Source organism: Pantoea sp. JGM49 (genome assembly GCF_018257655.1).
GTDB lineage: Bacteria > Pseudomonadota > Gammaproteobacteria > Enterobacterales > Enterobacteriaceae > Pantoea > Pantoea communis.
In genome coordinates this window covers 198,431-214,413 of the sequence record NZ_JAERJM010000010.1, presented here as the reverse complement: position 1 = coordinate 214,413, position 15,983 = coordinate 198,431, and the positions used below count along the sequence as shown (strand labels likewise).

The following is a 15,983-nucleotide window of genomic DNA, read 5'->3' as shown; positions in this document are numbered from 1 at the left end:
CGAGTCATGCAACAGAACATTGTTCAGCAATCTGACGGCTATCTGAATAAGACGCCACTGTTTCAGTTCATTTTGCTCTCGTGCCTGTTCCCATTGTGGGGTTGTGCCGCGAGCTTAAACGATATCCTGATTACGCAATTCAAAAGCGTATTTGCGCTGAGCGATTTTGCCAGTGCGCTGGTGCAGAGTGCCTTTTACGGTGGCTACTTCCTGATCGCGATTCCCGCCTCGCTGGTGATCCGCAAAGCCACTTACAAGCTGGCGATATTGATGGGATTGGTGCTGTATATCGTCGGTTGCGTGCTGTTCTATCCGGCGTCACATATGGCGACTTACACCATGTTCCTCGCGGCGATCTTCGCCATCGCCATTGGCCTCAGCTTCCTCGAAACGGCCGCCAACACCTATAGCTCGATGATTGGTCACCGCGATCACGCCACGCTCCGTCTTAACATCAGCCAGACGTTCTATCCGATTGGCGCGCTGATGGGCATCGTGCTGGGTAAATATCTGGTGTTCCAGGACGGCGAAAGTCTGCATACGCAGATGGCGGGCATGAATGCCGAGCAGGCACATGCCTTCCGCCTGAGCATGCTGGAACACACGCTGGAGCCGTATAAATATCTGGTGATGGTGTTAGTGGTGGTGATGCTGCTGTTTCTGTTCACCCGCTATCCACGTTGCAAGCCGGAATCCAGTGAGAAGTCGTTGCCCTCGCTGGGTGAAACCTTCCGCTATCTGGCCGGTAATCGCCACTTTAAACGCGGCATCGTGGCGCAGTTCCTGTATGTCGGCATGCAGGTAGCGGTGTGGTCCTTCACCATCCGTCTGGCGTTGACGTTGGGTGCGACAAACGAACGCCACGCGTCTAACTTTATGATTTACAGCTTTATCTGCTTCTTTATCGGTAAGTTTGTCGCCAACTTCCTGATGACACGCTTCCGTGCGGAAAAAGTGCTGATTGCCTACTCGGTACTCGGCGTGATCACCCTCGCGTGGGTGATGTTTGTGCCAAACTTTACCGCTGTTTACGCGGCAGTGTTTGTCAGTGTGCTGTTTGGACCCTGCTGGGCGACGATTTACGCGGGCACGCTGGCCACGGTGGATAACAAGTACACCGAAGTGGCAGGCGCGTTTATTGTCATGTCGATTGTCGGCGCGGCGTTTATCCCGGCTATACAGGGATTCGCCTCTGATCATCTCGGGTCGATGCAGCTGGCCTTTGGTGTGTCGCTGCTGTGCTTCGCCTGGGTTGGTTTCTATTTCTGGGGCGAACTGCGCCATAAAAATCAGGCGATGCAGGCAGGTCGTCTGGTTGAGGAGATGCCATGAAAACCCGTTTGCCGCTGCGTCGTGAGCAGTTTCATGAAACGCCCAGCACGCTGTTGCACAATGACTATTTCCACGTCGAGTTGTTTCGCTATCCGGCGGGTGTCGAAGCGGTGCGTATCAGCAACCAGCGTGGCACGGTGATTGTGCTGCCGTTTTACGGTCAAATGGTGTGGGATGCGACCTTCGATGGCCATTCCCTCACCATGGGGCACAGCTTTAAACAGCCGCTGCCAGGCAGTTCGATTATCGATACTTACGGCTGTTTTGCCTTCCACTCTGGATTGCTGGCGAACGGCTGTCCTGCGCCCGATGACGAACATCCGCTGCACGGTGAAATGGCCTGCGCACGTATGGACAGCGCGTGGATGGTGCTGGAGCAAGATCGCGTTTCTCTGGAAGGGGAAACCGAATATGTGAAAGGTTTTGGTCATCACTATCTGGCTTCTCCAGCGGTGCGGTTGCACGCTAACGCGCCGCGCTTGCAGATTGAGATGAACGTCACCAATCTGGCGGGCGCGCCGATGCCGCTGCAGTACATGTGCCATCTGAACAGCGCCTGGCTGGCCAATGGCCGCTTTAAACAGTCGATCCCGCAGGATGCGTTCAAGTTACGCACCTCGATCCCGGCACATGTAAAACCAACGCCCCAGTGGACCGCGTACACTGATCGGCTGGCGCGCGATCCCCAGGCATTGCAGCAGCTAGATCAACCGGAGATGTGCGATCCGGAAATCGTGTTTTTTGCCGATAATCTGCCGCAATACGGCAACGAGGTGCAGTTCGAACTGCATGCCCCGGAAGGTTATGCCTTGATGACGCGCTTCGATAGCCGACAATTCCCCCACGCCACACGCTGGCTGCTGCATAATCACGATCAGCAGGTCGCGGCTTACGTGCTGCCCTCAACTTGTCGGCCTGAAGGATTTAAGGCGGCACAGCGTGCTGGCACCCTAATTGAGCTGGCACCCGGCGAGAAGCGACATTTCAGCGTCGAGACCGGCATTCTGTAATCACTGGCGGCCCTTGCGCCGCCTCAATTTTTACCGCTTCGCTATTCACGAAACTGTCACGCAATATCCTTGCCAATCCTATAAAGCCAACTGCCCGGTTGGACGATAACCCCTGCGACATTCGTCACATTGGTTCTCCTCTCTCTTTACCAGGGTTCAGATTTATGAAGCTCAATCAGTTTAAAATTGGCCAGCGGCTAGGTTTTCTCGCCACGCTGCTGTTGCTCGCCACATTGTTGATGGGACTGCACGGACTGCAAGTCAATATGCAGGCGCTGGAAAACAATCAGGACGTGATGGCACGTGAAGTCCTGATTGCCGACAGCATCGACACCGCGCGCAGTGCGCAGGTGCAGTTCAAGATACAGGTACAGGAGTGGAAAAATACCCTGTTGCGCGGCACCCAAGGGCAGGAGACCTTCGATAAGTACAAAAAGGCGTTTTTGAAAGAGAGCCAGCAGACGCAGGCGCTGCTCAGCGAGTTGAGTCAGATCCAAACCGCGCTGGGCTTACCTGTCGCGCCGGTTGAACAGGCGCGCGCGGTGCATGCCGGGCTGGAGAGCAAATATCTGGCGGCACTGGAAAACTACAGCATCAGCGATATTAACAGTGCGGCGCGCGTTGACCATCTGGTCACCGGTATCGACCGCGCACCGACACAGCAAATCGACGATCTGGTGGCTGCCACGCTGAAACGCGCGCAGCAGATGCATCAGGAGATAGAAGCCAACAACCTCGCCCATTACCAGAAAACCCGCATGCTGCTGCTGATCGCGATGGGCTGTATCTTGCTGGTTGGTGTGTGCATTACGGCCTGGCTGGTGCAGAGCATCACGCGTCCGCTGAAGCAGGCAATTAACGTCGCGAAGACCGTGGCGGCAGGTGATCTGCGAGCCCGGATTGCGGTCTCAGGACGTGATGAAACCGCACAGCTGATGGCGGCGCTGCGTGATATGAACCATAACCTGACGCGTATTGTGACCGGCGTGCGTTCGGGGACTGAGGCAATAGCCGATACCACCGATCAGGTCGCACACGGCAGCCGCGAGTTGTCGGCGCGCAACGAAGCGCAGGCCAGTGCGTTGGAAGAGACCGCAGCTTCAATGGAGCAGCTGACTTCCGTGGTGAAAAACAATGCCGAGAACGCACGCCATGCCAGCGATATCGCGCGTGATACCCGCCAGCGCGCCGGCGAGGGCGGCGAGGTGGTGGAAAAAGTGGTGGTGGCAATGGGCGAGATCCACCAGTTCTCGCGTGAGATCAACGAGATCGTGACGGTGATTGATAGCATCGCGTTCCAGACCAATATTCTGGCACTCAATGCCGCAGTCGAAGCGGCACGCGCTGGGAATGACGGGCGTGGCTTTGCGGTGGTAGCGTCGGAAGTGCGTGCGCTGGCACAGCGCTCCGCTTCCGCAGCGCGTGATATTCGTGGTCTGACCGATCGTTCAGTGAGTTTGATGGCGCAGGGCAACACGCTGGTGAAAGGCGCGGGATCGTCGATGCAGGAGATTGTCGAGAGCGTGAAGCAGCTGTGCGAGCTGATGGAGAACATCTCATCCGCTAGCGCGGAGCAGAGCGTGGGTATTGAGCAGGTGAACCTGGCGGTGACGCATATGGATGCCGCCACCCAGCAGAACGCCACGCTGTCGCAGCAGTCCGCCCAATCGGCACGCGCGCTGAATCAGCAGGTCGGCTCGCTGGTGGAGAATATCAGCGTATTTCAGTTGGAGTCGAAGCCGGCTCAGTAACGTCGCGCAACAAACTACGCCGTTACACCGATAGGTATTGAGTCGTAGGGCGCCATCAATGGCGCCCTTTTCGTGCACTCTACAGTTAAAAGTTAAATCGCCACCAACCCGCGCACGCCTTCTGCTTCCATATTGGATCCCGCGCCGCGTTGTACGATCTCTCCACGCGACATCACCAGATACTGAGCGGCCAGCTCGGCGGCGAAATCGTAAAACTGCTCAACCAGCAGGATCGCCATATCACCGCGCTGGGCTAACTGGCGGATCACTGCACCGATCTCTTTGATCACTGATGGCTGGATCCCTTCGGTGGGCTCATCCAGGATCAACAGCTGTGGCTTGCAAGCCAGCGCCCGACCGATCGCCAGCTGCTGCTGTTGCCCGCCGGAGAGATCGCCGCCGCGTCGGGCTTTCATCTCGCGCAGCACCGGGAACAACTCGTAAATCTCCTCGGGCACGGATTTGGCCTGCGACCCGGGGAAGCGCGCCAGCCCCATCAGCAGATTCTCTTCCACCGTCAGGCGCGGAAAGATTTCACGGCCCTGCGGCACATAGGCAATGCCCGCCTGTACACGCTGGTGCGGCTTACGACTGTTTATCACCTTATCCTGCCAGCGAATCTCACCGGATTTCGCCGGAATCAGCCCCATCAGACATTTCAGCAGCGTGGTTTTACCCACGCCATTGCGGCCCAGCAGGCAGGTAATTTCGCCCGGTTTCGTCTCAAACGAAAGACCGCGCAGAATATGGCTGCCGCCATAATATTGATTCAGTTCGGATACTTGCAGCATCTTAGCGCCCCAGATAAACGTCGATGACCCGATCATTCGCCTGCACTTCGCGTAACGATCCCTCTGCCAGCACCTGGCCCTGATGCAGTACCGTGACATGATCGGCAATCGTCTCGACAAAACCCATGTCGTGTTCCACCACCATCAGCGAATGCTTGCCTGCCAGACTGCGGAACAGCTCGGCGGTGTACTCGGTTTCCGCGTCGGTCATACCTGCCGCGGGTTCGTCGAGCAGTAGCAGATGCGGGTCCTGCACTAACAACATGCCGATTTCAAGAAACTGCTTCTGACCGTGCGACAACAAGCCCGCTTTACGCTGGCGCTCACCGCTCAGCCGCAGCAGTTTTAGCACCTCATCGATGCGATCCTGCTGTTCGCCGTTAAGCCGTGCACGCAAACTAGCCCACACCGACTTATCGTTTTTCAGCGCGATTTCCAGATTTTCGAATACGGTGAGCGCTTCAAAAACCGTGGGTTTCTGGAACTTGCGGCCAATGCCGGCCCGGGCGATCTCCACCGACGACATGCGGGTGAGATCGGTATCCTGGTCATAGATCACCTGCCCGTTATCGGGACGCGTTTTGCCGGTGATCACGTCCATCAGCGTGGTTTTGCCCGCGCCGTTGGGGCCGATCACACAGCGCAGTTCACCGACGCCGATCTTCAGCGACAGATCGGTGAGCGCGCGGAAGCCATCAAATGAGACGTTGATCTTCTCCAGTTGCAGCACAGGATCGCTCTGATCGCGATGGCGATCGGCGGGATGGGGTTGGGTAAACAGTTGCTCAGTCATCACGCCTCCGGCGCAGCAGGCCAATCACACCACGCGGCAGGAACAGCGTGACGAGGATAAATATCAGGCCGAGGAAGAACAGCCAATATTCCGGGAAGGCGACGGTGAACCAGCTTTTGGCCCCGTTCACAATCGCGGCCCCTAAAAGCGGGCCAATTAAGGTGCCGCGCCCGCCGAGTGCCACCCAGATAGCCGCCTCAATCGAGTTGGTCGGCGACATTTCACTGGGATTGATAATGCCGACCTGCGGCACATACAGCGCGCCCGCAAGACCACACAACACCGCCGACAGCGTCCAGACAAACAGCTTGAAGCCTTTAGGGTCGTAACCGACGAACATCAGGCGGTTTTCGGCATCGCGTACCGCCGTCAACACCCGCCCAAACTTACTGCGCGCCAGTGTGAAGCCAATGCCAAGGCTGATTAACAACAGCAGCACGGTGGCGACGAACAATCCAATGCGCGTGCCGGTGGCGGTAACGTTAAAGCCGAGCAGGGTGGTGAAGCCGGTAAAACCGTTGTTACCGCCAAAGCCCGTTTCATTACGGAAGAACAGCAGCATGCCGGCATAGGTCAGCGCCTGCGTCATGATCGAGAAGTAAACGCCTTTGATTTTTGAGCGGAAGGCGAAGTAGCCGAACACCAGCGCCAGCAAACCCGGCACCAGCATGATCAGACACAGCGCCCAGGCAAAATGTTGCGTGCCGGCCCAGAACCACGGCAGCTCATTCCACGACAGGAACGACATAAAGGCCGGTAAGCCCTCGCCCGATGCCTGGCGCATCAGGTACATGCCCATCGCATAGCCGCCTAATGCGAAGAACAGACCGTGTCCAAGAGACAGCAATCCGGCATAGCCCCATACCAGATCCAGCGCTACCGCGACGATGGCGTAGCAGAGGATTTTGCCGATCAAGGTCAGAGTGTAAGTGGAGATCGCCAGCGGATGCGTGGCGGGTAATAGGGCGCAGAACGGCAGCACCAGCAGCAGCAAGGAGATCACGATGCCGAGGCTGATACTGAGGCGCGGCGCTTTGCGCGTCAGCGTTAACGTCAGGGGTTGGCTCATCAGTCTATTACCCTCCCTTTGAAGGCAAACAGGCCCTGTGGACGTTTCTGAATGAACAGTACGATCAGCACGAGGATGAGGATTTTACCCAGCACCGCACCAATCTGCGGTTCCAGCACTTTGTTAAGGATGCCCAGGCCGAAGGCCGCTACCACGGTGCCCGCCAGCTGCCCCACGCCGCCAAGCACCACCACCAGGAAAGAGTCGATGATGTAACCCTGGCCAAGTTCCGGGCCGACGTTGCCGAGCTGCGACAGCGCCACGCCGCCCAGTCCAGCAATGCCAGAGCCCAGACCAAACGCCAGCATATCGATGCGTCCGGTTGGCACGCCGCAGCAATCGGCCATCGCGCGATTTTGCGTCACGGCGCGCACGCTCAGGCCCAGACGCGTTTTATTGAGCAGCAGCCAGGTCAGGCCGAGTACCGCAAACACAAACAGGATCACCGCAATACGGTTGTACGGCAGCACCAGGTTAGGCAACACTTGCCAGCCGCCAGACAGCCAGCCTGGGTTAGCCACTTCCAGGTTCTGTGCGCCAAACAGCATACGCACCAGTTGGATCAGCATCAGACTGATGCCCCAGGTGGCGAGCAGGGTTTCCAGCGGGCGGCCGTATAAATGACGAATGATGGTGCGCTCCAGCAGCATGCCAATGCTCGCGGTGATCAGGAATGCCACAGGCAGCGCCAGCAGCGGATACCACGCCAGCCACTGCGGTGCGAACTGCTGGAACAAGTTTTGTACAAACCAGGTGGCGTACGCACCGAGCATCAGCATCTCACCGTGCGCCATGTTGATCACGCCAAGCAGGCCGTAAGTGATCGCCAGACCCAGCGCGGCTAGCAGCAGGATCGAGCCGAGTGACAGGCCGGTAAACGCCTGACCGAAGAGATCGCCCCACATCAGGCGATGTTTGATTTGTTGCAGGCTCTCCGTGGCCGCGGCGCGCACCTGCGCATCGGGTTCGTTGCTGGCCTGCGTTAAGCGATCGAGGCTGGCCTGCATATTCGGGTCGCTGGACTCACCGAGCAGTGTGACGGCTTTGAGGCGCACGCGGGCATCCGGGCTAGCAAGTTGCAGATAGGCGGCGGCCATGGCGAGCACGGCGTGAACCTGAGTGTCTTTTTCCACGGCGAGACGCTGTTCGATCAGCGGCAACTGATCGGCGGCACCGTCGTTTTGCAACTGTTGGGCGGCACGCAGGCGAATCGCGGGATCCTCGCTCACCAGCTGGTGGGCGGCGAGGGCGCTGGCGATTAACACGCGTAGCCGGTTGTTCATAAACAGCTTTTTGGTCTCACCCGTCGGCTGTTGTGCGCTATCCAGCGGGATGAGTTTGTCATCCTGCTTGCTGAACGGCTGTTTATTTTGGTCGATGACCATGCTTTCGTTGCGCAGTGCCTGCAGCAGCGGCAAGCGGCTGGCCTGCGGTGCGGCCGCCCACTGTTGCAGCAGGTTGGCCTGATCAGTGCGGCTGGCAGCGGCGAAATCCGCGCCATCGCCCGCCTGGGCGAGCCACGGCAGGAGCAGCAGCAGACAGCAAAGATAACGGCGGATTGTCATGATGATGATCCTGTATGTCGTTGGGCTTGGGGGCGGTTGGTGACCTCACCCTAACCCTCTCCCGTAAGCGAGAGAGGGGACCGATCCAGCAAAGAACGCTGTTAATCACATTCGGCATCCTCTCCCATACTTTGCCAGAGAAGATCCGCAGGCGGCTGATGCCTTTGCCCTGGCTCCATTACAGAGCCAGATCGGGCATCAGCGCGCATTTTGCGTATTACTTCGTCGATTTCACCGGATAATCCGGCTTCTTATCATTACCGGCGATGTACGGGCTCCAGGGCTGAGCGCGGATTGGCTTATCGGTCTGCCACACCACGTTGAACTGACCGTTCTCTTCCACTTCGCCGATCATCACGGGCTTGTGCAGATGGTGGTTGGTTTTATCCATGGTCAGCGTGAAGCCGTCCGGCGCTTTAAAGGTCTGTCCGGCCATCGCCGCACGCACTTTGTCCACATCGGTGGTACCCGCTTTTTCTACCGCCTGCGCCCACATATGGATGCCGACATAAGTCGCTTCCATCGGGTCATTGGTGACCACGGTGCCTGCGTTCGGCAGGTTGTGCGCTTTGGCATAAGCACGGTAATCCGCCACGAATTTCGCGTTAGTTGGGTTATCCACCGATTCGAAGTAGTTCCACGCGGCTAACTGACCGACCAGCGGTTTGGTATCAATGCCGCGCAACTCTTCCTCCCCGACCGAGAAGGCGATCACCGGAATATCCGTGGCTTTAATGCCCTGGTTAGCCAGCTCTTTGTAGAACGGCACGTTGGAGTCACCGTTGATGGTGGAGATCACGGCCGTTTTGCCACCGGCAGAGAACTTCTTGATGTTAGAAACGATGGTCTGATAGTCGCTGTAGCCAAACGGCGTATAGACCTCTTCGATGTCTTTATCCTGAATGCCTTTGGTGTGCAGGAAGGCGCGCAGAATCTTGTTAGTGGTACGCGGGTAGACGTAATCGGTACCCAGCAGGAAGAAGCGTTTGGCGCTGCCGCCGTCTTCGCTCATCAGGTATTCCACCGCCGGAATCGCCTGCTGGTTGGGTGCCGCACCGGTGTAGAACACGTTTGGCGACATCTCTTCGCCTTCGTACTGCACCGGATAGAACAGCAGGCCGTTCAGCTCTTCAAACACCGGCAGCACTGACTTACGTGAGACCGAAGTCCAGCAGCCGAACACCGCCGCGACTTTATCCTGTGTTAACAGCTGACGCGCTTTCTCCGCGAACAGCGGCCAGTTAGACGCCGGATCGACCACCACCGGTTCCAGCTTTTTGCCCAGCACGCCGCCTTTGGCGTTGATTTCATCAATGGTCATCAGGGCCACGTCTTTCAGCGGCGTCTCGGAGATCGCCATGGTGCCGGAAAGCGACGACATGATGCCGACTTTGATGGTATCAGCGGCCTGGGCACCAAAGGTAAAGCCCAAACTGGTCACGGTGGCGGAGAGCGCAAAAGCTTTTAGCAACGAACGTCTTTTCATCGTTAACCCTCTAAATGTGTTAGTGTTTTTATTCAATGGGTTGAAGCCGGGCCTGCTGTAACATATGCAATGTGATCTTTCTGACCTCTGCCTTACTGACGGCAATGTGGTCGGTTAAAATGCGTTGTGCCTCCTCGGTTTGTTGCTGGAAAATCGCCCGTAAAATCTGAGCGTGTTCGCGGTATGTCGCATCTACCCGGTCGTCACGGGTAAAGTCGAGACGACGGATGATGCGGATCTTTTCGGTCAGTTCGGCGTGGATGCGTGCCATCTCCTGATTGCCCGCGGCGGCTACCAGCGCCATATGAAAGGCTTCGTCGTGCGCCGACACCGCTTTGCCATCCTCCAGGCGTGGCGCATCGATCCAGAAACCTTTCAGTTCGTTCAGGATTTCCGCACAGGCCAGCGGCGGCAGCGCGCACAGGCGGCGCACTGCTTCGCGCTCCAGCACGGTGCGGAAGTCGTACAGCTCTTCGAAGTATTCGAAGTCGAACGGCTTCACCTGCCAGCCGCTGCGGAACCACACTTCGACATAGCCCTCGCGCTCCAGCCAAAACAGCGCCTGACGTACCGGCGTGCGGCTCACGTCGAGCCGATCGGCGATTTCGTTTTCGCTAAAGCGGTCACCGGGCATCAAACGAAACTCAAAAATGTCCTGTTTCAATGCCTGATAAACCTTCTCCGCCAGCGCTTCCGGGCGGCCTTTGCTGCGTGGGCTTTGATGCATACGAACTCCTTATTCCAGCCACAGCAGAGTGTCGCCCGGACTCACCGGACGTCCTGCCTGACAGGCAATGCGTTTCACCGTGCCGGCCTGCGGCGCGACAATCGCCAGTTCCATTTTCATGGCTTCGACGATGATCAGCGTCTGACCGGCTTCCACCGCGTCAGCTGGCTGCACCAGCACTTTCCAGATGTTGCCGTTCATATCGGCACAGACCGCTAGCGCATCTTCGTCGGCTTCCGGGGCCATCAGCGTCTCTTCACTGGTCAGCGGCGCGTTCTGCTCTTCCTGTGCCCACAGCGTCACTTCCTGTTCGAAAGCGGCTGACTGGCGCTGACGGAATTCGGCAATTGAGTCGGCGTGTTCAGCGAGGAATTGCTGGTGGGCAGCGAAATCAAACAGCGTCTCTTCGATGCGTACCGTGGCGCGGCCTTCGCGGAAGTCATCGCGCAGTTGCGTGAGTTCATCTTCGGTCACCGGATAGAAGCGCACCTGATCGAAGAAGTGCAGCAGCCACGGCTCATCCGCGGCGAACTGGTCGTTCTTGAGGAATTTGTTCCAGATTGGCAGCGTGCGGCCCACCAGTTGATAACCGCCGGGAGAATCCATGCCGTAGATGCACATGTACATGCCGCCGATACCGACCGTACCTTCGGCGGTAAAGGTACGTGCCGGGCTGTATTTGGAACTGAGCAGGCGATGGCGTGGGTCGATCGGTACCGCGCAAGGCGCACCGAGGTAGACATCGCCCAGGCCGAGGATCAAATAGCTGGCATCGAAAATGGTGTCGCGCACCGCTTCGCGACTCTCCAGCCCATTAATGCGCTGAATAAAATCAACGTTGTTCGGCAGCCATGGTGCGGTAGCGCGCACGGTTTCCTGATAACGCTCAACCGCACCAAGCGTGGCGCTGTCTTCAAATGCCATTGGCATCCAGACGATGCGCGAAGGCACTTTCAGCTGGCTGACATCGCCGAGTCCGGCTTCCAGTTCCAGCAGTAGATTCATCAGCTGTTTCTGGCTGAGGATCAAGCTGTCATAGCGCACCTGCAATGAACGCACGCCAGGCGATAGCTCTTCCACGCCAGGCACCGCACGTTCACGCAGCGCATTCATCAGCAGGTGCACACGCAGACGCAGCGCCAGATCCAGCACGTTATCGCCGTACTCAATCAGCACGTATTTATCACCGGCCTGGCGATACACGGCAGCAGGCGTGGTGTCTGTGGCGGGCAGTGCGGCCAGCAAGGTCGCAGAGCCAATGTTACTGGCCGCCAGTGAGGGAACCTCAAAGGCTGGCGCATGAGTGCTGCGCAAGGTTTCCACGCTGTGCGCCTGGGCTTTCTCCAGCGCCACCGCTTCATCAGCGCTGATCGGGTGGAAGCGAATGCGGTCGCCGGGTTTCACCTGACCGACTTTCCACAATTCTGATTTGGCGATGGTCACCGGACAGACGAAGCCACCGAGGCTCGGGCCGTCATGGGTCAGGATCACCGGGAAGTCACCGGTAAAGTTCACCGCGCCAATTGCGTATTCGCAGTCGTGTACGTTAGACGGGTGCAGCCCGGCTTCGCCGCCGTTGGCGCGCGTCCAGGTCGGTTTTGGTCCGACTAAACGCACACCGAGGCGGTTGGAGTTGTAGTGCACCTGCCAGTCGCTGGCAAAGAACTCGTCGATGGCAGCCTGGGTGAAGAAATCCGGCGCGCCGTGCGGGCCGTACAGCACGCCGATGCGCCATTCGTTGCCATAGTGCGGCACCAGCGCGTGATCGAGCGCTTGCGGTTCACTGATCGGCGCGGGCGTGGTGCAGGCGGCCAGCAGCGGCTGGGAGATCGGCAGCATATCGGCGACGCGCAGGGTGCGTCCGGCATGACCACCAAACTGGCCGAGTGAGAAGGTAGAACGGCTGCCCAGATATTCCGGCACATCGAAACCGTTGCGTACTGCCAGATAAGTGCGGCAACCGCTTTGCGCACGGCCTAACGTCAGCGTCTGGCCTGCTTTTACACTGATTGGTTGCCAGTAATCGAGGCTTGCGCCATCCAGTTCTGCCGGGCAATCTGCGCCGGTCAGGGCAATGACTGCGTCGCTGTGGAAACGCAGTGTCGGGCCTTGCAAAGTAAACTCCAGCCCGGCGGCGCTGTCGTGGTTGCCGACAATGCGGTTTGCGAGGCGGAAAGCGAAGTCATCCATCGGGCCTGAAGGTGGCACGCCAATATCCCAATAGCCCAGGCGGCCAGGGAAATCCTGAATGCTGCTGAAGGTGCCGGGTTGCAGCACTTCAATCACGCTGGCGGACGGCGTAAAGCTGTCGAGGAAACGCGTCCAGACTTTGCCGCTGCTGAACGCTTCGGTGGCCACAATCTGGCGCAGATAATCGAGGTTGGTGGCGATGCCGTGCAGCTGCGTGGCATCCAGCGCCTGCTGCATTTTTTCCAGCGCCGCTTCACGCGTGTCGGCGTGAACAATCAGTTTGGCAATCATCGGATCGTAAAATGCTGAGACTTCGGTGCCGGTATCGATCCAGCCATCCACGCGCACGCCATCCGGGAAACTGACGCCGGTCAGGGTGCCGGGACTTGGCTGAAAGTTTTTCAATGGATCTTCGGCGTAGATACGCACTTCAATCGATGCGCCTTTGGGGGCCTGCTGCAGTCGCGCCCAGTCGATGGCATCACCGGCGGCGACTTGCAGCATGCACTCCACCAGATCGAGCCCGGTCACACACTCCGTCACCGGATGCTCAACCTGCAAGCGGGTGTTCACTTCGAGGAAATAGAACGCATCCTGTGCGGCGTCGTAGATGTATTCCACGGTACCGGCGCTGCGATAGCTCACTAACTCGCCCAGACGCACGGCCGATGAGAGCAGCGCCTCACGCGTCGCCTGCGGCAGGTTCGGTGCCGGGGTCTCTTCCACCACTTTCTGGTTGCGACGCTGTAATGAGCAGTCACGCTCACCGAGGGCAATCACTTTGCCGCTGCCGTCACCAAAAATCTGCACTTCAACGTGGCGCGCGCGGTCGATAAAGCGCTCCAGGAACACGCCTGCATCACTGAAAAACTGTTCGCCGAGACGACGTACGCTCTCCCATGCATTGCGCAGCGCATCGGCGTCGTCACAGCGGATTAAGCCAATACCGCCGCCGCCCGCCGTGCTTTTTAGCATCACCGGATAATTGATGTTTTCTGCCGCGCTGAGCGCCTCTTCCAGCGAGTTGAGCAGCGGTGTGCCAGGCGTCATCGGCACACCTGCGCTAGCCGCCAGTTCACGCGCGCGGTGCTTCAGGCCAAACTCGCCAATCTGCTGCGCCGTCGGACCAACAAATGCAATCCCCGCCTCTTCACAGGCGGCGGCAAACGGCAGGCTTTCGGAGAGAAAGCCGTAGCCCGGCCAGATGGCTTCTGCGCCGGTCTCTTTAGCAGCAGCCAGAATTTTATCGATGCGCAAATAGCTGTCGCTGGCTTTGTCACCGCCGAGGGCAATCGCCACATCGGCTTCTTTGACATGTCGCGCGTTACGGTCGGCATCGGAGTAAACGGCGACGCTTTTCACGCCGAGGCGCTTGAGGGTGCGAATCGCACGGCAGGCGATTTCGCCACGGTTAGCGATCAGGACGGTGCTGAACATGGTTATTTACTCCCCTGAGAGGCCAGCCAGTTGCGCCAGCCGCCAAATTCGGTAATTTCCAGCGCCTGCGACAGCACCGCCGGTTCACAGATAAAGCCTTTCACCACGCGACCATCAGCCAGCGTCAGAGATCCAATGCCGAGCGGTGCCGGGATTTCCGCCACGAATTCGCCAAAGCGCGCGAGTGGGATATCCCACAGTTCCACGGTGATGGCGGCACCGCTGTCACCGCGCAGCAGGCCGGGTTTTTTGATCGGACCATCGAGCAGGGCAAACAGGCGGTAGTGACTGGCGGTTTGTGTCTCTTCCACCCACACCGCATTGCGGGTGGTGAGCTGGAAATTGAGCGGCATGCCGGTGAGGTGCGCACCGACCACTGCCACGCGTACGTGATCGGCAGACACCGGGAAGGCGGTGTATTGAGCGGGCTGAGCTTTGCCGGTCGCGCCTAACGTCAGCGCCATCTGCTGTTGCCACTGAATGCCGAAGCCTGCCAGCGCGCGATCCTGCCAGGCAGACGCAATCAGCGTGATGCCCGCAGGCAGGCCATCGGCGCGGAACGGACCAGGCAGCGCCAGTGCGCTAAGGTCAGCAAGGTTAGTGAAGTTGGTGTAGGTGCCAAACTGCGAGTTGTAATGCACCGGCTCCTGCTTCATCTCTTCCAGCGTGTGAATGGTTGGCGAGGTCGGCACCACGAGCGCATCAAACTGCGCCAGGGTTTGCTGGATTTGACGCGTCAGTTCGGCACGCAGGTATTCCGCCTGATAAGCTTCAACGGCGGTGTATTTCAGGCCGCTGCTGACAATGCCGAACACCACCGGGTCCATCTCTTCCGGGCGATTGATCATCTCACCGACAGCGACAGTGCGCTCGGCAACCCACGGGCCGTAATAAAGCTGTTCCGCCAGTTGGTGGAATGCGGTGAAGTCGATAGGGTGCAGCGTCGCACCGCCCGCTTGCAGTTGCTCCAGTGCACGTAACCAGGCTGCTTCGGCCTGCTTATCACCAAAGAATTCAGGCGTGGCAGGAATGGCGAAATCAGGTCGAGCCTTAAAGCTGGCAGGCGCGGTGTGCGGATTGTTGCGTGAGTAGGCGTCTCCCGCATCGTAACCGCCTGCGGCGGTGGCAACGGTGAAGGCATCTTCCACCGTCAGAGCGAAGACGGAGATGGTGTCATTCAAACGGCAAGCAGGCACTACGCCGCTGGCCGAGAACCAGCCTTTGGTCGGTTTCAGACCGACGATGTTGTTAAAACCTGCCGGGACGCGACCGGAACCGGCGGTATCGGTGCCCAGCGAGAAGCCCACCAGGCCGCGCGCCAGCACCGAAGCAGAACCGGAGCTGGAACCACCGCTAACATACTCGGGGTTAAAGGTGTTGCTTACCGCACCGAACGGAGAACGCGTGCCGACTAACCCAGTGGCGTATTGGTCGAGGTTGGTTTTGCCGATCACCACCGCACCGGCCGCTTTAAGCTGTGCGACCACAAAGGCATCAGATTCAGCCGTATAGGTTAAGGCCGGACAGGCGGCACTGGTCGGCCAGCCTGCCACATCGATATTGTCTTTCACCGCAAACGGCACGCCAAACAGCGGCAGTGCAGCGGGATTGCGCAAGTAACTGGCCAGCAAGGGTTCAATTTGCGCCTGCAGCTGTGCGGGCGAAGCGACATACAGCCAGGCGTTATCCTGCTGGTCGATGGCGTCGAGGTGTGCTGCCAACAAGGTGCTGATGCACTGTGGGTCCTGCTGATAGCGGTGTTGCCAATCCTGAAGCGTGTATCCGAAGGTTGCTGCCATGAGTGAATTCCAACTGGTATACAAGATGGAATT

11 protein-coding genes are annotated in these 15,983 nt (G+C 58.5%); 3 read left to right on the top strand and 8 right to left on the bottom strand.

Annotated features, from left to right (window positions below):
* Window positions 1–6: 6 nt before the first annotated feature.
* From fucP to JK231_RS17945, 3 genes are all read left to right on the top strand, one after another.
* Window positions 7–1,332: an L-fucose:H+ symporter permease gene (fucP, locus tag JK231_RS17955; RefSeq protein ID WP_211729165.1), complete on the top strand. Its 1,326-nt coding sequence runs from the start codon at window positions 7–9 to the stop codon at window positions 1,330–1,332.
* Window positions 1,329–2,342, top strand: coding sequence for an aldose 1-epimerase family protein (locus JK231_RS17950; protein WP_211729164.1), 1,014 nt, complete (start codon window positions 1,329–1,331; stop codon window positions 2,340–2,342). Before fucP ends, JK231_RS17950 begins: the two co-directional genes overlap by 4 nt.
* A gap of 164 nt (window positions 2,343–2,506) precedes the next feature.
* The gene (locus tag JK231_RS17945; protein WP_211729163.1) at window positions 2,507–4,093 is read left to right on the top strand and encodes a methyl-accepting chemotaxis protein; all 1,587 of its coding nucleotides are present in this window, start codon (window positions 2,507–2,509) and stop codon (window positions 4,091–4,093) included.
* A 92-nt stretch (window positions 4,094–4,185) separates the two neighbouring features.
* Here JK231_RS17945 and urtE read toward each other — a convergent pair whose 3' ends face one another.
* The 8 genes from urtE to atzF all read right to left on the bottom strand — a co-directional run bounded on the left by urtE (window position 4,186) and on the right by atzF (window position 15,950).
* Window positions 4,186–4,884, bottom strand: a complete 699-nt coding sequence (gene urtE / locus JK231_RS17940) for an urea ABC transporter ATP-binding subunit UrtE (protein WP_211729162.1) — start codon at window positions 4,882–4,884, stop codon at window positions 4,186–4,188.
* Window position 4,885: 1 nt separating this feature from the next.
* A complete protein-coding gene (gene urtD / locus JK231_RS17935; protein ID WP_034826215.1) occupies window positions 4,886–5,677 on the bottom strand; it encodes an urea ABC transporter ATP-binding protein UrtD in 792 nt (263 codons plus the stop codon).
* Window positions 5,670–6,746, bottom strand: coding sequence for an urea ABC transporter permease subunit UrtC (urtC, locus tag JK231_RS17930; protein ID WP_211729161.1), 1,077 nt, complete (start codon window positions 6,744–6,746; stop codon window positions 5,670–5,672). Before urtC ends, urtD begins: the two co-directional genes overlap by 8 nt.
* Entirely contained in the window at window positions 6,746–8,311 is a 1,566-nt protein-coding gene (gene urtB / locus JK231_RS17925) for an urea ABC transporter permease subunit UrtB (protein WP_160833984.1), read from the bottom strand. The genes urtC and urtB overlap by 1 nt, the downstream gene beginning before the upstream one ends.
* 217 nt (window positions 8,312–8,528) lie before the next feature.
* A complete protein-coding gene (gene urtA, locus JK231_RS17920) occupies window positions 8,529–9,797 on the bottom strand; it encodes an urea ABC transporter substrate-binding protein (protein WP_097118305.1) in 1,269 nt (422 codons plus the stop codon).
* 28 nt (window positions 9,798–9,825) lie between these two features.
* A complete protein-coding gene (locus tag JK231_RS17915; protein WP_034826206.1) occupies window positions 9,826–10,524 on the bottom strand; it encodes a GntR family transcriptional regulator in 699 nt (232 codons plus the stop codon).
* A 9-nt stretch (window positions 10,525–10,533) separates the two neighbouring features.
* Entirely contained in the window at window positions 10,534–14,151 is a 3,618-nt protein-coding gene (uca, locus tag JK231_RS17910; protein ID WP_211729160.1) for an urea carboxylase, read from the bottom strand.
* A 2-nt stretch (window positions 14,152–14,153) separates the two neighbouring features.
* Window positions 14,154–15,950, bottom strand: a complete 1,797-nt coding sequence (gene atzF, locus JK231_RS17905) for an allophanate hydrolase (RefSeq protein WP_211729159.1) — start codon at window positions 15,948–15,950, stop codon at window positions 14,154–14,156.
* Between the last annotated feature and the right edge of the window lie 33 nt (window positions 15,951–15,983).

What these genes read in the sequence shown, in the direction of transcription:
- fucP (WP_211729165.1), top strand. Translation starts at nt 7, where the DNA reads ATGCAACAGAACATTGTTCAGCAATCTGACGGCTATCTGAATAAGACG.
- JK231_RS17950 (WP_211729164.1), top strand. Translation starts at nt 1,329, where the DNA reads ATGAAAACCCGTTTGCCGCTGCGTCGTGAGCAGTTTCATGAAACGCCC.
- JK231_RS17945 (WP_211729163.1), top strand. Translation starts at nt 2,507, where the DNA reads ATGAAGCTCAATCAGTTTAAAATTGGCCAGCGGCTAGGTTTTCTCGCC.
- urtE (WP_211729162.1), bottom strand. Translation starts at nt 4,884, where the DNA reads ATGCTGCAAGTATCCGAACTGAATCAATATTATGGCGGCAGCCATATT.
- urtD (WP_034826215.1), bottom strand. Translation starts at nt 5,677, where the DNA reads ATGACTGAGCAACTGTTTACCCAACCCCATCCCGCCGATCGCCATCGC.
- urtC (WP_211729161.1), bottom strand. Translation starts at nt 6,746, where the DNA reads ATGAGCCAACCCCTGACGTTAACGCTGACGCGCAAAGCGCCGCGCCTC.
- urtB (WP_160833984.1), bottom strand. Translation starts at nt 8,311, where the DNA reads ATGACAATCCGCCGTTATCTTTGCTGTCTGCTGCTGCTCCTGCCGTGG.
- urtA (WP_097118305.1), bottom strand. Translation starts at nt 9,797, where the DNA reads ATGAAAAGACGTTCGTTGCTAAAAGCTTTTGCGCTCTCCGCCACCGTG.
- JK231_RS17915 (WP_034826206.1), bottom strand. Translation starts at nt 10,524, where the DNA reads ATGCATCAAAGCCCACGCAGCAAAGGCCGCCCGGAAGCGCTGGCGGAG.
- uca (WP_211729160.1), bottom strand. Translation starts at nt 14,151, where the DNA reads ATGTTCAGCACCGTCCTGATCGCTAACCGTGGCGAAATCGCCTGCCGT.
- atzF (WP_211729159.1), bottom strand. Translation starts at nt 15,950, where the DNA reads ATGGCAGCAACCTTCGGATACACGCTTCAGGATTGGCAACACCGCTAT.